Origin of the sequence: Xanthomonas sp. WHRI 8932A (genome assembly GCF_035012785.1) — a bacterium.
Classification (GTDB): domain Bacteria; phylum Pseudomonadota; class Gammaproteobacteria; order Xanthomonadales; family Xanthomonadaceae; genus Xanthomonas.
This window is the reverse complement of record NZ_JAYGQQ010000002.1, coordinates 381555-397616: the sequence shown is the minus strand read 5'-3', so window position 1 is coordinate 397616 and position 16062 is coordinate 381555. Positions and strand designations below refer to the sequence as shown.

Sequence of the window (16062 nt, the reverse complement as noted above, 5' to 3'; positions counted from 1 at the left end):
CATGGGACATCAAAGCCCACTGCCAGGCGGCTGCATCGACTGAGCAGCCGTGGCAGAAAACCAGGCGCGGCCGCTAGGATCGGCCGCGCCTGTAGCCTCACAGCGCCGGGAAGTGCGGTGCGCTCGAGCAGGTCGGTATGCCGCCGCCGACTTGCACCGGCGCAGTGGTGACACCGCTCCCGGTCGGAGTCAGCGCGCTGTTGCTCAGCCCGATCTGCGCGTTGCTCGCATTGACCGATGTGTTGCTGGTCGCCACGTTGGCCAGCACCAGATCAAGCCGCGTCTGCGCATCGTAGCCACGCAGAATCCAGCCCTTGCCGCCGGCATCGTTCGCACTGCGCAGCCCGTCGACGACGATGTCGTGGAAGGTCGGTTTGGTGCCGCTGCTCCCGCCGGCATAGAACGGGTTGATCACCAGCGGGCTGGTCACGCCGTAGAGGCACGTGTTGCGATACGTAACCAGGCTGACCGGCCCACCCTTGACGATGCTGGTCTTGATGCGCAACCCGTTGTTGTCGGTGCTGCGATTGCCTGCATCGTCGGTGGACACCAGCGCGTTGTTGTCGACCAGCACATTGCTGACGCCAGACATCACTTCGCTGCCGATGGAGATGCCATGCGTGCCGTAGCAACGCGTATTGCGCACGGTGATGTTGGCCGACTTGGAAGCGATGGTCTTGATCGCCACGCAATCGTCGCCGCCCATCACATCGTTGTCGTGGAGAGTGGCATTGACCACGCTGTCCAGATCCAGGCCATCGGTGTTGGGACTGGTGGCCGGTGACTTCACCCGCACGCCCCAGATGGTCAGGCCATCAACGATATGCGCGAAGAAATGGAAGTACGCCGCGTTGATCAGATTGATGTCGTACAGCGTAAACGCCGTTGAATTCTGCACCTTGATCAGATCCGGGCTGTTCTGCACCAGGCCGGCCGCCTTGGCGTCTTCGCCCAATTGCCACCAGGTGGTGCTCTTGCCCAGCATGGTCAGATCGCCGCGGCCATCGATGGTGCCCTGACGCCCGCCGATGCGGATGCCCATGACGCCCGACTTGGCGCCCTTGACGCTGATCAGCGGCGCACAGCCGCCACTCTTGGAACCGGCCACGCCGCAGCCGCTGCCGTAGTCGGCCGGATTGCGTGAGCCGTACAAGGTGACGCCCTGGTCGACCACCAGCGTGACGCCACTGGGAATGGTCAGCGGGCCAGTCAGAAACGCGTTGCCACTGCCGCTGGTCAACAGCACGCTGCCGTTTTTACAGGCATTGAGCGCGGCCTGGATGGTCTTGGTATCAGGCGGCGAGCGCTCCAATGCATCATCGAATTGACGCCCGCTCGGCGTCAGGCCGGCCTTCAAGGAGGGCGGACACGTGGGCGGAATTGCCGGTTGCGCGACAGCGCGGGCATCGCCCGTGGCGAAGGTGACAGCGCTGGCCTGCGTGGCAAGCATCAGACAAACACCGCCGATGGCGGCGGTTAGCAATTTCATGGAAACAGGCACCCGAAAGAGGAATGGCGCGCGCCTGCATAGGCAACGCGACGCGGCCGCCATCACTGCAGCGGCATAGCGGACTCTACGGAGCACACATCGCACATGCAGAACGCGAGCGAACCGGATGCCGCCCGAGCGAAGCCACCCTACGTCGAGGTGTCGTCATTGCAACGCAGCGCGCAAAAACGCGATGCCATCGCTACATTGCCGACGCGGTGACACACGCGTGTCGCATCAGTCGGCGTTGCAATGCGGAGCATGCCGCTTGCGCGTGGGTTGACGCGATGCAACGCGCCAACGGCATGACGCTATGCGTCAGTACCCGTGCACCGGCCGGTGCGCCTTCACTGCCATCACCAGGCCCAATCCGGCCAGCAACGACACCGCCGAGGTGCCGCCGTAACTCATCAAGGGCATGGGCACGCCGACCACCGGCAGCAGGCCGGAGATCATGCCGCCGTTGACCAGCACGTAGACGAAGAACGCCAGACCGGTGGCGCCAGCGACCAGGCGCGAATAGGTGTCGCGCGCCTGCGAGGCGATCCACAGGCAGCGGCCGATGACGATGAGATACAGCGTCAGTACGGTGGCCACGCCGATCCAGCCGAATTCTTCGCTGAGCACCGAGAACGCAAAGTCGGTGGTCTGTTCGGGAATGAAGTTCAGATGCGATTGCGAGCCCAACCCCCAGCCCTTGCCATCCAACCCGCCAGAGCCAATCGCGATCTTGGACTGGATGATGTTCCAGCCGGCGCCGAGCGCGTCGTTCTCGGGGTTGAGGAACATCATGATGCGGTCCTTCTGGTACGGCCGCAGCAGCCAGAACCAGGCGATCGGCGCCGCCGCCGCCACGCCGCCCAGACCCACGGCTACCCACCACCACGGCAGGCCGGCCAGCAGCAGCACGAACACGCCGCTGGCGGCGATCAGCACGCCGGTCCCGAAGTCCGGCTGCAACATGATCAACGCGGTGGGCACGCCGATGATCATGCAGGTGACCAACACGGTGGAGATACGCGGCGGCAACGGCATGCGGTGCAGATACCAGGCCGCCATCATCGGCAGGCTGATCTTGAGCAGCTCGGCCGGCTGCAGATAGAACACTTTCAGATCCAGCCACTGCCGGCCGTATTTGCCGGTGCCTAGCGCGAACACCGCCAGCAGCGGCAGCATCGACAAGCCATACACCCACGGGGTCCAGGCGCGCAGGCGCAGCACCGACATGCGCGAGATGCCCCACATCGCGGCCACGCCGATGACGAAGCGGATGCCTTGCGCCATCACCAGATGATCGCCGTTGGCCGTGCCGCCGGCGCTCTTGAGCACCGACAGGCCGATCACCATCAACGCGCCCAGCGCCAGGCACAGCACCCAGTCCAGGCTGCGCGTAAAACGCGCGGCCATGTCCGCCAACCAGCGCAGGATGTCACTCAATGATCGGTCTCCTGCACCGCATCCGGCACATCCGGTATCACCGGCTGCGCGGGCGTGCTGGGATCCAGCGCAACGGCGGCCTGGCCGATCACCACCGGCAATTCTTCCAGCGTGGCGGCAGCCGCATCGCCGGCCGCACGTGCATCGGTGGCGCCGGCTTCGAACTGGTTGACGCCAACGGCGGTCATGCCGAGTTCGCTGTCCAGCGGCAGGATGCCCGCAGGCATCTTGCCCAGCAGCCAGGCGTCGAAAATCTTGCGCGCAATCGGCGCTGCCGAGCTGGTACCAAAACCACCGCCCTCCACCGCCACCGCCACCGCAATGACCGGGTTGTCGGCCGGCGCAAAGCCGACGAACAGACCACGGTGGCGCAGGTGCATCGGCAGGCTGCGCGGGTCCACGGCGGCCACGCCCTTGCGGCTGACCACCTGCGCGGTGCCGGTCTTGCCGGCCATCTGGTAGGGCGCGCCGGGCGTGATGGCGTAGCCGGTACCGCCCGGGCGCATGGTGTCCATCATGCCCTCGCGCACCACCTGCAGATGCGCCGGATTCGGGCTGACCGGCTTGCCCGGCGGCTGGATCATCGGCTGCCAGGGGTGATCGAAGCCGGTGCGTTCTTCCAGCACCAGATGCGGGCGCAGCAGCAGGCCGCTGGCGATCGCCGAGACGCCGCGCACCAGCTGTAACGGAGTCACCTTCCAGTCGCCCTGGCCAATGGCGATGTTGACGGTGTCGCCGGGGTACCAACGCTCCTTGCGGCTCTTGTACTTGTAGGCCGGCGACGGCAGAATGCCGCCGATTTCGCCCAACAGATCCACCCCGGTGGGCGCCCCGAAGCCGTATCCGCCCATGTAATGGTCGAAGCGCTCGACCCCCATGTCCACCGCCAGGCGGTAGTAGTAGGTATTGACCGACTGGGCGATGGATTTGCGCAGATCGGTCCAGCCGTGGCCGCCACGGTGCGAGTCGCCCCAGCCGCGGCTGACGCCGGGCAGATAGAACATGCCGGTGGACAACACCCGGTCTTCCGGCCGGCGCAGGCCGCTATCCAGGCCGGCCAGGGCGATCAGCGGCTTGAGCGTGGAGCCCGGCGCCACGCCACCGAGCACCAGCCGGTTGAACTGCGGACGCGACGGGTTGTCGTTGAGCATCTTGAAATCGGTATGCGAGATGCCGTTGACGAACAGATTGGGGTTGTAGCTGGGCAGGCTGACCATGCCCAGGATCTCGCCGGTGCGCGGGTCCATCGCAATGGCTGCACCTTCGTGTTCGCCGAACGCCGCCACCATTGCGCGCTGCAGATCGGCATCCACCGACAGCCGCAGATCCGCACCCGACTGCGGCGCGACCCGGCCGACGGTGCGGATCGCCCGCCCCTGCACGTTGGTCTCGACCTGCTCGTAGCCGACCTGCCCGCGCAGGTCCTGTTCGTAATAGCGCTCCAGGCCGGACTTGCCCATATGGGTGAGCGCAGCGTTGCCCTCGCCCAGCACCGCCAGATCTTTTTCGTCGATGCGGCCGACGTAGCCGATGATGTGCGCGAACAACGGCCCATACGGGTAGCGCCGGGTCAGATACGGCTCCAGCTCCACGCCGGGGAAGCGCCAGCGCTCCACCGCAAAGCGCGCCATCTCTTCATCGCTCATGCGCAGTTTGAGGGTGACCGGCAGGAAGCTGCGGCGCGCGCGGCGCTCACGGTTGAAGCGCTCCAGATCCTCCGGCGCGATCGGGATCACCTTGCCCAGCGCGGCCAGCATGGCGCCCATGTCGGCGACCTTGTCCGGGGTCACGTCCAGCCGGAACGCCGGCACGTTTTCGGCCAGCAACCGACCGGTGCGGTCGTAGATCATGCCGCGCCCGGGCACCACCGGTTTGGGCTTGATGCGGTTGGCTTCCGAGCGGGTGGCGTAGACCTCGTGGTCGAGCACCTGCAGCTTGAAATACCACCCGCCCAGGCCGACCAGGCAGATCACCACCATCACAAACCCCAGCACCGCCCGGCGGCGGAACTGCTCGGCCTCGGCATGCGGGTTCTTGGGTTGGCGCCGACCGTGCATGGGCTACTTCTTGCCCCGCTTGCCCAGGCGCACCGCATCCAGCAACACGAACAGCGGCGGCCACAGCGCCATGCCCAGCAGCGGCGCCCACCAGTAACTCCACGGCAGGGTCGGCTCGCCGATCGCCAGATGCACCGCCGAAGACACGATGCGGTCGTTGAGCAGCAGCCCGCCGATCGCCAGCGCCTGCTGCGACACCGGGAAAAACCGCATCCGCGCGCGGAAGCGCTGCAGGATGAAGGTCATGATCACCAACCGCAGCGCCTGCTCGCCCAGCAGCCCGCCGTACAGCAGATCGGCCAGCACGCCGGCCACGAAGGCCACACCCAGCCCCACCCGATCCGGCTCCTCGATCACCCAGTAGGCCAGCACCAGCGCCACCCAGTACGGGCGCAGCGGCTGCACCACCTCCGGCAACGGCAGCAGACCCAGCACCAGCGCGATGAGCAGGCTCACTGGCAGGATCCAGGTGTTGCGCATGCGGGTCATTGGTCCGTCTCCGGTGGAGACGCACGGGAATCGGGAATCGGGAGTCGGGAATCGGCAGGAGCGGTGCCTTGCGGCGGCGGCGCATCGTTCGCACGGCCAGCTGGCGACTGCGTGCCGTTGCCATTCCTCGTTCCGGCTGCCCGCAAGCCCTGCGGCGAAGCAGGACGCGAATCAGGCATCGGGATGTTGGATGCATTCGACGCAGTCGCGCGCGCGGGCGTGCTGGCCGGGCGGCCGGACGCTGGCGCACTGGACGGCTGCGTGCCGGGCGCGGCAGGTGTCGGCGCGGACTGGGTGCCCTGAGCGGTGCCGGTGCCGGTGCCGGTGCCGGTGCCGGTGCCCGATGCTGCGCCCGCCGTCGGGCGTGCGGTATCCATCGCCGCGCCGGACACTCCGCTCGCTGGCGTGCGTGGCGTTGCGATCACCGGCGCGTTTGCTGGCGCCGCAGCGGCAGCTGCCGCAGCGCCGTTGCCATTGACGTTGCCATTCCCCATTCCCGATTCCCCATTCCCCATTCCCGGCACCACCCGCAACGGCTTGCCGGCGCGCAACAACAGCACGTCGCGGCCGCGGTCGAGTTTGGCGGCCGGGGTCAGCTCGCCGACCAGGAAGGCGTGGGTGTCGTCGGGATGCAGCTCGGAGACCTTGCCCACCGGGAAGCCGGCCGGGAAGCGGCCGCCCAGGCCGGAGGTGACGATCTCGTCGCCCACCTGCACGCCGGCACTCAGCGGGATGTCGCGCAATTCGAGCCGGTCGCCGCGGCCGTAGACGATCAGGCGCACGCCGTTGCGCGCCACGCTGACCGGCACCGCGTGGTCTGGGTCGGTCAGCAGCAAGACGGTCGAATGCAGCGGGGTCACTTCGATCACCTGGCCCATCAGGCCGCCAGCATCGATCACCGCCTGGCCCATCAGCACGCCATCGCGGCTGCCGGCGTCCAGCAGCAAGCGCTGGCGGGTCGGGTCCAGGTCGATATCCAGGATCGGCGCCAGCTGCACGTCCAGGCCACGGCGCTCGGCCACGTTGAGCAGCTCGCGCAACTGGGCGTTATCCAGCGCAGCGGTCTGCAGCCGGGTCAGGCGGGCGTTGGCGACCAGCAGCTGATTGCGCAGGTCGCGGGTTTCTTCCACCAGTTGCGCGTGCGTGGCGGCGTTGTCGCGCACCTGCGACCCGATGCGCCCTGGCAACCCGGCCACTGCCCAGATCGGCTGGATCAGCAGATTGGCCTGCATTCGCACCTGGCTCAGCCAGCTGCCGCGGCTATCGAGCGCAATCAACGTGATCGCCAGCACCAGATAGACCAGCAGCCGCAGCGTGGAGGTGACTTCGCCCGGACGGGAGGCGACGGGAGGACCGGCGTAGGAGGGCACTTTCAGGGCCGGGATTGGGGAGTCGGGAATGGGAAATCGGTGGGCAATGTGCTGCCCACGGAAGGGCTAAGGGATACACGGACGGGAATGCGCAGTGACCACGCAAGGCCGGAGGCGGGGAGCCGCGCGACGATTCCCCATTCCCGATTCCCCATTCCCAGCTCCATTATTCCGGCGCGAAGAACTCGTTGCCGTGCATGTCCACCAGCTCCAGCGCGCGGCCGCCGCCGCGGGCCACGCAGGTCAGCGGGTCATCGGCCACCTGCACGTGCAGGCCGGTTTCTTCGGAGATCAGACGGTCCAGGTCGCGCAGCAGCGCGCCGCCACCGGTGAGCACGATGCCGCGCTCGGCGACGTCGGCGCACAGTTCCGGCGGGGTCTGCTCCAGCGCCAGCTTCACTGCGGAGATGATGCCCGACAACGGCTCATGCAGCGCTTCGAGCACTTCGTTGGAGTTGATCTTGATCATCTTCGGCACGCCTTCGGCGAGGTTACGGCCGGAGATTTCCATCTCCTGCACCTCGTCCTGCGGGTAGGCGCAGCCGATCTGCAACTTGATGCGCTCGGCCGTGGCTTCGCCGATCAACATGCCGTGGTTGCGACGCACGTAGTTGGTGATCGACTCATCGAAGCGGTCGCCGCCCACGCGCACCGACTGCGAGTAGACGATGCCGTTGAGCGAGATCACCGCCACTTCGGTGGTGCCGCCGCCGATGTCGATGACCATCGAGCCGCGCGCTTCGGTCACCGGCATGCCGGCACCGATGGCAGCGGCCATGGGTTCTTCGATCAAGTACACGTCGCGCGCACCGGCCTCTTCCGCAGATTCCTTGATAGCGCGACGCTCCACCTGGGTGGAACCGGCCGGCACGCACACCAGCACGCGTGGGCTGGGGCGCAGGAAGCGCGATTTGTGCACCTTCTTGATGAAGTGCTTCAGCATTGCTTCGGTGTAGGTGAAATCGGCGATGACGCCGTCTTTCATCGGGCGGATGGTGGTGATGTGGCCGGGGGTACGACCGAGCATCTGCTTGGCCTCCGCGCCGACGGCAGCCACCGAGCGCGTCCCGCCGATTGCGCGGTCCTGACGCACCGCAACCACCGATGGCTCGTTCAGCACGATGCCCTGTCCGCGCACGTAGATCAGCGTATTGGCCGTGCCCAGATCGATGGACAGGTCGTTGGAGAACATGCCGCGCAGTTTCTTGAACATCGAGGGAGTTGTTCCTGGGTAAGTCGCGTGCCCGCCGCCAGACTGGCGAAATTTTGGGCAGAAAACGAAGTCCACTAGCCTAGCAATCCCCCCCGGTGCGGGCAAGGAAAAATCGGTGTTTCCGGCCCGGTTTTCATGTGGCGGTCACGCCGGGCATGGCACGCGGTTGTGGCTCTGATCGGTCGCAGCCGTTACCCTTTGCGCCGCGGCGTTGGCGCCGTCCCGCCGCCATGCCGGCAACTGGCGGGTATTTCCTTACGCAAAGGCCTGACTCGATGTCCGCACTGATCTGTGGTTCCCTCGCCTACGACACCATCATGGTGTTCCCGGACCAGTTCAAGAATCACATCCTGCCGGACAAGGTGCACATCCTGAATGTGTCGTTCCTGGTGCCGCGCATGCGCCGCGAGTTCGGCGGCTGCGCCGGCAACATCGCCTACAACCTGCATCTGCTCGGCGGCGCGCCGATTCCGATGGGCACCGTAGGCCAGGATTTCGGCCCGTACCGCGAACATTTCGAAACGCTGGGCATCGATCTGTCGCGCGTGAAGATCATCGATGACCTGTTCACCCCGCAGGCGTTCATCACCACCGATCACGACAACAACCAGATCACCGCCTTCCATCCGGGCGCGATGATGCGCAGTTACGAGAACCACGTGCGCGACGTGCCGGGCGTGACCCTGGGCCTGGTCGGCCCGGACGGGCGCGAAGGCATGATCCAGAATGCGGAAGAGTTCGCTGCCGGCGGCATTCCTTTCATCTTCGATCCTGGCCAGGCGATGCCGTTGTTCAACGGACCGGAACTGCGTGAATTCATCGAGCAGGCCGACTACGTGGTGGTCAACGACTACGAGTCCAACCTGCTGCAGGAACGCACCGGCTGGAACGAGAAAGACATCGTGTCGCGCGTGCAGGCCTACATCACCACGCAGGGCCCGAAGGGCGCGCTGGTGCACACGCCCGAGAAGACCTACGACATTCCGCCGGCGCATGAGCGCCGCGTGGTGGACCCCACCGGCTGCGGCGATGCGTTCCGCGCCGGCCTGATCTACGGCATCCAGCACAACTACGACTGGCTGACGATCGGGCGCATGGGCAATCTGATGGGCGCATTGAAGGTGGAACACCCCGGCACCCAGAACCAACGCTTCGACTTCGCCGAATTCAACGATCAGTTCAAACAGCAGTTCGGTTACGCGCTGTAGAAATGCCCGCAGCGGCATCGGTGCGACACCTCGGCTGCGCACCGTCAGCTCCCACTCCAGCGCTTGCTCCGCGCCCGGCCCGCACCTGCGATGCCGGCGCTGGCGCTGGCTAGGCCCCCCTTCTCTCTTCGGGAGAAGGGGCCTCGCAGCGGCAGATGCCGGTCTGCGCGATGCCGCGCGCAGCTCGAACGACACACTCGCTTCGAACAGCGTCACCGCGCCGGCCCGTACTCCGCCCCAAGGCGGCCTTTGCGACGCGGGCGCCCCTAAAGACTGCTTGCGCAGCCGCCAGGCGGCTGGCGCGGCCAGCGCTCGGTGCGCGCTATACCGCTCGTAGAGTCCGATTCTAAGCACGCCCTCCACACCCGTCTGACGACCGCTCGCTGCCCTTTGTTAGCCGCTCTCAGCGCTAAATGCGCACGCTCCCTCGCCCCGCCGAGCAAGCTGCGCGTCGACCGAGCTCGACCCTTATCCCCCAAAACGCCGTCGTGGCCTCAGGCATCCTCGGCCCCTCATCGATGCACGTATTGCGAGCAGCGCGGCGCAGTTTGTTGCAATGCGGTTTGAGCATAGGAGCAGTTTGTGCCTCTACTGACGTTTCGCGCCCACTGAGGAACGCTGGCCCATGTCCGAGCCAAGCGTTGTCGCCGCTCCTTCCATCACGCTGCCGGAGATCGAACCGGATGTACTCCGGCAGATCAGACGGCTGCGCGATATTGCGCCGCTGGCGCCGCCGCTGTCGCGGTCGTGGCGGCGTTGCCTGGACGACTACGCGCTGCTGCCCGAGGCAACGCCCGAACCGTTAGTGCACGACGCCCTGCACGTGCGCGAGCGCCAGCAGCGGCTTGGCGAGGTGCTGCGCATCGCCAAGGTGGAAATGGAAAACCTGTACGAGCAGATCGCCGGCAGCGGCTATGCGGTGATCTTTGGCGATGCCGACGCCACCGTGCTGCACAGCGTGCACGACTCCACCCTGCTGCGCGAGTTCCGCCAGGCGGGGCTGTTCTGTGGCGCCAGCTGGGCCGAATGCCATCAGGGCACCAACGGTCTGGGCACCTGCGCGGCCGAGCGCACGGCGGTCAGCGTGCATCGCGGCGAACACTATCTGACCCGGCATTTACCGCTGTCGTGCAGCGGCGCACCGATCCTGGACCCGCATGGGGGGCTGCTGGCGGTGCTGGATGCGTCCACCCCCAATGCGCAGGACAGCAAGCAGATCCAGCGCCATACCGTGGCCTTGGTGAGCATGTCGGCCGCACAGATTTCGCGCTCGCATTTCCTCAATCAGTTTGGTCATGCGTTCATCCTGCGCTTTCACAGCCGCCCCGAATTTGCCGGCTTGTTGCACGAGGCATTGATCGCCATCGGTGCCGATGGCCGCGTGCTGGCGGTCAACGAAGCGGTGCTGGAGCAACTGGGCAAGATCGATCGCAGCCAGTTGGTGGGTCGCGATATCTCGCAGGTGATGCAGCTGGACTTCGACACCATCGAACACCGGGCCGGCAGCGACGCGGGCACCCTGTGGTCGATCCGCTGCGCCTGCCACGGGCGGCGCTTCTATGCGCTGGTGCGCCCGCCACGCGCCCGCCCGGCGCTACCGGCGGTCGGCGGGCCGGCGCAGGCCGCACCGGATTCCGAATTGCAACCAAGCGAGCACGTCGGTTCGGATCCGCGCATGCGCCACAACTTGGCCAATGCGCTGAAACTGGCCGCGCACCGCGTCTCGATCCTGCTGCGTGGCGACACCGGCACCGGCAAGGAAGAGTTCGCCAAGGCGGTGCATCGTGGCTCGCCCTGGGCCAGCGGCGCGTTTGTCGCGATCAATTGCGCCGCCATTCCCGAGGCGCTGATCGAAAGCGAGTTGTTCGGTTACGCACGCGGTGCCTTCACCGACGCGGCGCGCGAAGGACGGCACGGCAAATTGCTGCAGGCCAGCGGCGGCACGCTGTTTCTGGATGAAATCGGCGATATGCCATTGCCATTACAAAGCCGCCTGCTGCGCGTGCTGGAAGAACAATGCGTGACCCCGCTGGGCAGCGAACGTGCGGTGCCGCTGGAGCTGCACGTCATCAGCGCAAGCCATCGCGACCTGGCGCAACGCGTGGCCGCAGGCGAGTTTCGCGAGGACTTGTATTACCGACTAAACGGCGTGGTGTTGCATCTGCCCCCACTGCGCGAGCGCAGCGATAAAGCGGAGTTGATCCGTACCTTGCTGCGCGAAGAAAACGCAGAGCGCAGCGTGCGCATCAGCGAAGAGGCGATGCACAAATTGCTCAGCTACGCCTGGCCAGGCAACCTGCGCCAGTTACGCAATGTGCTGCGCACCGCAGCGGTGTTATGCAGCGACGGCGTCATCCGCCTGCCGAACCTGCCGCAGGAAATCGTCGATGCCGGCAGCGCGCCATGCCTGGTCGATGGCCGTGCCGTGGCCGCCGACGACATGCCGGGCCGGGTTGCGCTGGATCAAGCCGAACGCCTGGTATTGCAGCAACAACTCGAACGCCATCGCTGGAATGTCAGCCGCACCGCCGACGCACTGGGGATCAGCCGCAATACGCTATATCGCAAGCTGCGCAAACATGGGTTGGATACGGGCTGATGGAGGGGCGGGGATTTGGGATTGGGAATACGTCAAAGCCAAAGCGGTGGCTTGGCGCTGCTATTTAGAGCGATTAACACAATTATTTTTTCGCCATCAGGCGGCACCGCTGTGGCTTGGTGCGCCATGTGGCACGCTACGTGCCGCGATTACGGAGCGGATGATCTGTGGCTTGGCTGCAGGGTCCTTGCCCGCCCACCCTCGCGGGGCATGCTGCAAGTACGTCCTTGTAAGCTCTTACGCGGCATCCATGCCGCGTAAGGTCCCGCGTCAGTTGGCGGGCAAGGACCAGTGGAGATGGTCGGTGTGCATGGTAGGAGCAGTGCTTGATGCGCGTTGTCGGGTCATCACGTGCCGGCGCAACGTTTGATGTGCAACGCGCTACAAGCAGCTTTCACGCGACCACCGACCAACGTTCTGGTGCGGTGCCCTCGCCGCTTGCGGGACCGTGTGGCGGCATGGATGCCGCCACCGAGCCCCCAGGGACGGGTTCACGGCGTGTCCCGCGAGCGGTGAGGGCACGCGCGCCCGACCAGCGCGACGCGCGACCCTCCAGATAACGCGGAGCGCGGTTGGTGCTGACGCCTCATGAATCTCCAATCCCGAATCACCGCCCCAAACTCACAACGCCCAGCGCAGCCCGATCAGATACTGCCTGGTCACGCCCGGCGCCAGAAAGCGTGCCGGACCTGTTTCGACGGGCGCGTCCTGCGGGCGGGCAAGTTCGCCATCGGGAAACACATCTTCGGCCACCGCGGCATAGGTGGCGTACTGGCGATCGAACAGGTTGTCGATACGCGCAAAGACCGACACGCGCGTGCTGATGGCCCAACGCGCCTGCAGATCCACCAGCGCATAGCCGGCGGTACCGATATCGATGCGCTGCGGTGCGGGCTCGCCCGCTTCGGCATTGTCGACCTGCCCATCTTCGTTGCCGCTGGCCACGCGCCCGGACACCGCGCGCACGCCGGCGCCCAGCGTCAGCGCATCGCGCTGCCACTCCACCCCGAGCTTGAGGTTATGCCGGGGTAGCGCGGCGATCCGCAAACCGGGCCGCAACGTGATCACACGCTCGCCGGACAGCAGTTCGCCGTCGCTGCGATAGGTCGCGTCCAGGTAGCTGTACCCGGCCGACCATTGCCAATCGCCGCTGCGCAGGTGCAGCGCAGCGTCGACGCCTTGATAGCGGGTGCGTCCCACATTATCGAAGTAGCCTAGCTGCGTGTCCGGCGCACGCAAAAACAAAATGTCGTCGCGATTGTCGGCGCGGTACACCGACACGGTGGCGTTGCTGTCGGCCCACGGCGACCAGCGCGCGCCCAACTCATAGGTTCGCGACACGATCTGCTCCAGGCGCGGATCGGCCTGCAAGCCGGTCGGCAGCCGGCACGGCTGGGTGGGGTCGGCGCACCCCAACTCGATCGCGGTCGGCGCGCGCGTGTTCTGCGCCACCGAGCCGTACACGGTGAGGCCGGAGTCGAGCCGATGGGTGAGCCCCAGCGACGGGTTCGCCTTGGCGTAGACAAAGCGCTCGCGCGGGCGGTCGCCGTCCTCGGCGGTGGACAGGATGTTGTCGACCACCACCCGGTTCCAGCGCACTGCGGCGGTGAGATGGGTGGCCGCGTCCAGCTCCCAGGTGTCTGCGACAAAGGCACCCAACGTTTTGGTGCTGCCGCGCACGCCAGAGAAGAACGCACGCTCGACATCGGGATCTGCCAACACCGACCGATCCGGCTGCACCCAACCATCGCGGGCGAATTGCCGGTAACGCACATGGCCGCGGTCGAAGGTGACACCGGCACTGAGCGCATGCGCTCCCCATTGCTTGCTCAGATTGATCGCAAGCCCCTGCGCTTCCTGACGCATCTGGGTGGTGTTGAGGGCGCCGGTATGCAGCGCATCGGCGTCGGCGCGCGCCACCTCGCAATCGGCATCCAGCGCGCTGCCGTCGGCGGCGTAGCCGGAGGCGCATTCTTCGACGAATTCTTCGTAGTCCTCGCCGATATCGCCATTGACGGTGTCGCGCCGGCCAACGCGCGAATACGCCAGCGCATGCAGCGCGGTATCCGCATCGAACCGGTGGTCTAACTGCGCTGTCAGCAGCGTATTGCGATTGCGGGTGAGATCGGGCGAGGTATACACCGCACGGCGGTCGGCACGGTACAGGCCTGGCTCGGGTCCTTCGTCGGTGTAGCTGGTATCGGGCAACAGTCCATTGCCGATCAGGCGGCTGCGCCCGTGCAGCAGCGACAGACTCCAGTCGGTGTCATCGCCTTGCCGACCGAGCTTGCCGAACACCGTGCCCAGACGTCCTTCGGAGGCATCGCGCCAGCCGTTTTCGTCGAAGCCGGTCACTGCGATAAAGCCATGCCAGCCATCGCCGCCGGCAATGCCATAACTGGCATCCAGCCGCTTGCGCGCGCCGCTGCCGATGCTCAGTTCGCCTTGCAGTCCCGGTGCGGTGAGTCCGGATGCGGTGGACAGCACCACAGCGCCGCCGAGCGTATTCGGCCCGAATAACGGGTTGGAACCGGGCATCAGGGTGACGGCGGTGATGGCGGATTCGGGCAGCATGTCCCAGCTGACGATATCGGCGAACGGTTCGTTGACGCGGACGCCGTCCAGATACACCGACACACCTTGCGAGGCGCCCGGCAAGGCCGATGCGCGAAAGCCATGGAAGGTAAGGTCGTTCTGAAATGCGCTGCCCTGCACATCGTTGCCATCCACACCGACAAACCGCCGCTGCAGCAGATCGCTGATGTTGTTGCTGCGCCCACGCGACAACTCCGCATTGGTCGCCGATTGCACCATGTACGGCAATTGCGCCGCGTCGATGGTGGTGCCGGGGATGGGCGTGGCAGTGACTTCTATGCGATCCAGCCAGGTGACTTGCGGGGTGCCGTCAGCCAGTGCGGGGCCGATCGTGCCAGCGCACAGCAGCGCTGCACAGGCGCAGGTAAGCCGATGGCGTTGCAGTACATCGGATCCAGGGCGAGCGGTGCGAAGCGGCGAGGTACTGCGGTGGCCCAGCAGGTCATGCGTCGACGTCATGTCGTCTCCTTCAATACAGCACGATCGATTTGATGCCGCGCGCCGCGCACAGATCCGCCAGCGCCTGATTGATGTCGTCCAATGCCAGGGTACGGGTGATCAGCGGTGCCAACTGGATCTCGCCATGCAGATAACGCTCCACATAGCCTGGCAACTCGCTGCGTCCTTTCACCCCGCCGAACGCGCTGCCACGCCACACCCGGCCGGTCACCAACTGAAACGGCCGCGTGCTGATCTCTTGCGCATCGTCGGCCACACCGAGAATGACGCTCTCGCCCCAGCCCTTGTGGCAGCACTCCAGTGCCGCACGCATCGCACCGACATCGCCTACGCATTCGAAACTGTGGTCGGCGCCGCCATCGGTGAGGTCCACGATCACTTGCTGGATCGGTGCACCGTAGTCGCGCGGGTCCAGGCAATCGGTGGCGCCCAGCGCCCGCGCCAATGCGAACTTGCCCGGGTCGATATCCACCGCAATGATGCGCCCGGCCCGCGCCAGCACCGCGCCCTGCACCACCGACAGGCCGATCCCGCCCAGCCCGAAGACCGCCACGCAATCGCCCGGCCGCACATGCGTGCTGTTGAGGACCGCGCCAACGCCGGTGGTGACCGTGCAACCGAGCAGGCAGACCTGATCCAGCGCCGCATCCGGATGGATACGCGCCACTGCGATCTCCGGCAACACGGTGTATTCGGAAAACGTACTGGTGCCCATGTGGTGCAGGATCGGACGCCCGTTCAATGAAAACCGGCTGCTACCGTCGGGCATCAAGCCACGTTCCTGACTGCTGCGAATCGCCTGGCACAGGTTGGTGCGCCCGGAGCGGCAGAACTTGCAGACGCCGCATTCGGGCATGTACAGCGGGATGACATGATCGCCGGCACGCACGCTGGTCACGCCGATGCCCACGTCTTCCACAATTCCCGCGCCCTCCTGGCCCAAAATCGCCGGAAAGCTGCTCGCATGCCCGTGCGCCAGCGCATGCGCATCGCCGTGGCAGATGCCGGTGGCAACCAGCCGCACCAGCACTTCGCCGGGGCGCGGCGGCTGCAGGTCCACCTCTTCGATGGTCAACGGCTGATGCGGGCCCCAGGCGACCGCAGCGCGTGTCTTCATCCCGCCTCCCCGGCGCGTATCGGCATGGC

Annotated in this window: 10 protein-coding genes and 1 other RNA gene; 3 read left to right on the top strand and 8 right to left on the bottom strand. The window is 66.1% G+C overall.

The annotated features are described in order from the left end of the window. Window positions 1-97: 97 nt before the first annotated feature. From VC212_RS04530 to VC212_RS04505, 6 genes are all read right to left on the bottom strand, one after another. Window positions 98-1489 carry a glycosyl hydrolase family 28 protein gene (locus VC212_RS04530; RefSeq protein WP_055850617.1) on the bottom strand — a complete coding sequence of 464 codons (1392 nt, stop codon included), beginning with the start codon at window positions 1487-1489 and terminating at the stop codon, window positions 98-100. Between the two features lie 318 nt (window positions 1490-1807). Continuing rightward, complete coding sequence (rodA, locus tag VC212_RS04525) at window positions 1808-2926, bottom strand: rod shape-determining protein RodA (RefSeq protein ID WP_055850614.1); 1119 nt, start codon at window positions 2924-2926, stop codon at window positions 1808-1810. Continuing rightward, a complete protein-coding gene (gene mrdA, locus VC212_RS04520) occupies window positions 2923-4983 on the bottom strand; it encodes a penicillin-binding protein 2 (RefSeq protein WP_055850609.1) in 2061 nt (686 codons plus the stop codon). The genes rodA and mrdA overlap by 4 nt, the downstream gene beginning before the upstream one ends. Before the next feature lie 3 nt (window positions 4984-4986). Next, the gene (gene mreD, locus VC212_RS04515) at window positions 4987-5472 is read right to left on the bottom strand and encodes a rod shape-determining protein MreD (RefSeq protein WP_115512611.1); all 486 of its coding nucleotides are present in this window, start codon (window positions 5470-5472) and stop codon (window positions 4987-4989) included. Continuing rightward, complete coding sequence (gene mreC, locus VC212_RS04510) at window positions 5469-6842, bottom strand: rod shape-determining protein MreC (protein ID WP_115559689.1); 1374 nt, start codon at window positions 6840-6842, stop codon at window positions 5469-5471. The genes mreD and mreC overlap by 4 nt, the downstream gene beginning before the upstream one ends. Before the next feature lie 166 nt (window positions 6843-7008). Next, a complete protein-coding gene (locus VC212_RS04505; RefSeq protein ID WP_006452025.1) occupies window positions 7009-8055 on the bottom strand; it encodes a rod shape-determining protein in 1047 nt (348 codons plus the stop codon). Window positions 8056-8330: 275 nt separating this feature from the next. On the opposite strand from VC212_RS04505, the gene VC212_RS04500 reads away from it, so the two are divergent. The 3 genes from VC212_RS04500 (at window position 8331) to VC212_RS04490 (ending at window position 11862) form a co-directional block, all read left to right on the top strand. Then, complete coding sequence (locus VC212_RS04500) at window positions 8331-9263, top strand: carbohydrate kinase family protein (RefSeq protein ID WP_005990298.1); 933 nt, start codon at window positions 8331-8333, stop codon at window positions 9261-9263. 322 nt (window positions 9264-9585) lie between these two features. After that, window positions 9586-9662: non-coding RNA, sX9 sRNA (locus VC212_RS04495), on the top strand. A gap of 226 nt (window positions 9663-9888) precedes the next feature. Further along, window positions 9889-11862: a sigma-54-dependent Fis family transcriptional regulator gene (locus tag VC212_RS04490; RefSeq protein ID WP_115584715.1), complete on the top strand. Its 1974-nt coding sequence runs from the start codon at window positions 9889-9891 to the stop codon at window positions 11860-11862. A gap of 621 nt (window positions 11863-12483) precedes the next feature. Here the strand turns inward: VC212_RS04490 and VC212_RS04485 are convergent. Beyond that, on the bottom strand, window positions 12484-14916 hold the full coding sequence (locus tag VC212_RS04485; protein ID WP_323514346.1) for a TonB-dependent receptor: 2433 nt from the start codon (window positions 14914-14916) through the stop codon (window positions 12484-12486). Between the two features lie 10 nt (window positions 14917-14926). Then, window positions 14927-16033: an S-(hydroxymethyl)glutathione dehydrogenase/class III alcohol dehydrogenase gene (locus VC212_RS04480; RefSeq protein ID WP_323514347.1), complete on the bottom strand. Its 1107-nt coding sequence runs from the start codon at window positions 16031-16033 to the stop codon at window positions 14927-14929. Window positions 16034-16062 lie beyond the last annotated feature (29 nt).

Bases quoted from the DNA above. Each gene is read 5' to 3' on its own strand.
- VC212_RS04530 (WP_055850617.1), bottom strand. From the start codon at position 1,489: ATGAAATTGCTAACCGCCGCCATCGGCGGTGTTTGTCTGATGCTTGCC.
- mrdA (WP_055850609.1), bottom strand. From the start codon at position 4,983: ATGCACGGTCGGCGCCAACCCAAGAACCCGCATGCCGAGGCCGAGCAG.
- mreD (WP_115512611.1), bottom strand. From the start codon at position 5,472: ATGACCCGCATGCGCAACACCTGGATCCTGCCAGTGAGCCTGCTCATC.
- VC212_RS04505 (WP_006452025.1), bottom strand. From the start codon at position 8,055: ATGTTCAAGAAACTGCGCGGCATGTTCTCCAACGACCTGTCCATCGAT.
- VC212_RS04500 (WP_005990298.1), top strand. From the start codon at position 8,331: ATGTCCGCACTGATCTGTGGTTCCCTCGCCTACGACACCATCATGGTG.
- VC212_RS04490 (WP_115584715.1), top strand. From the start codon at position 9,889: ATGTCCGAGCCAAGCGTTGTCGCCGCTCCTTCCATCACGCTGCCGGAG.
- VC212_RS04485 (WP_323514346.1), bottom strand. From the start codon at position 14,916: ATGACGTCGACGCATGACCTGCTGGGCCACCGCAGTACCTCGCCGCTT.
- VC212_RS04480 (WP_323514347.1), bottom strand. From the start codon at position 16,033: ATGAAGACACGCGCTGCGGTCGCCTGGGGCCCGCATCAGCCGTTGACC.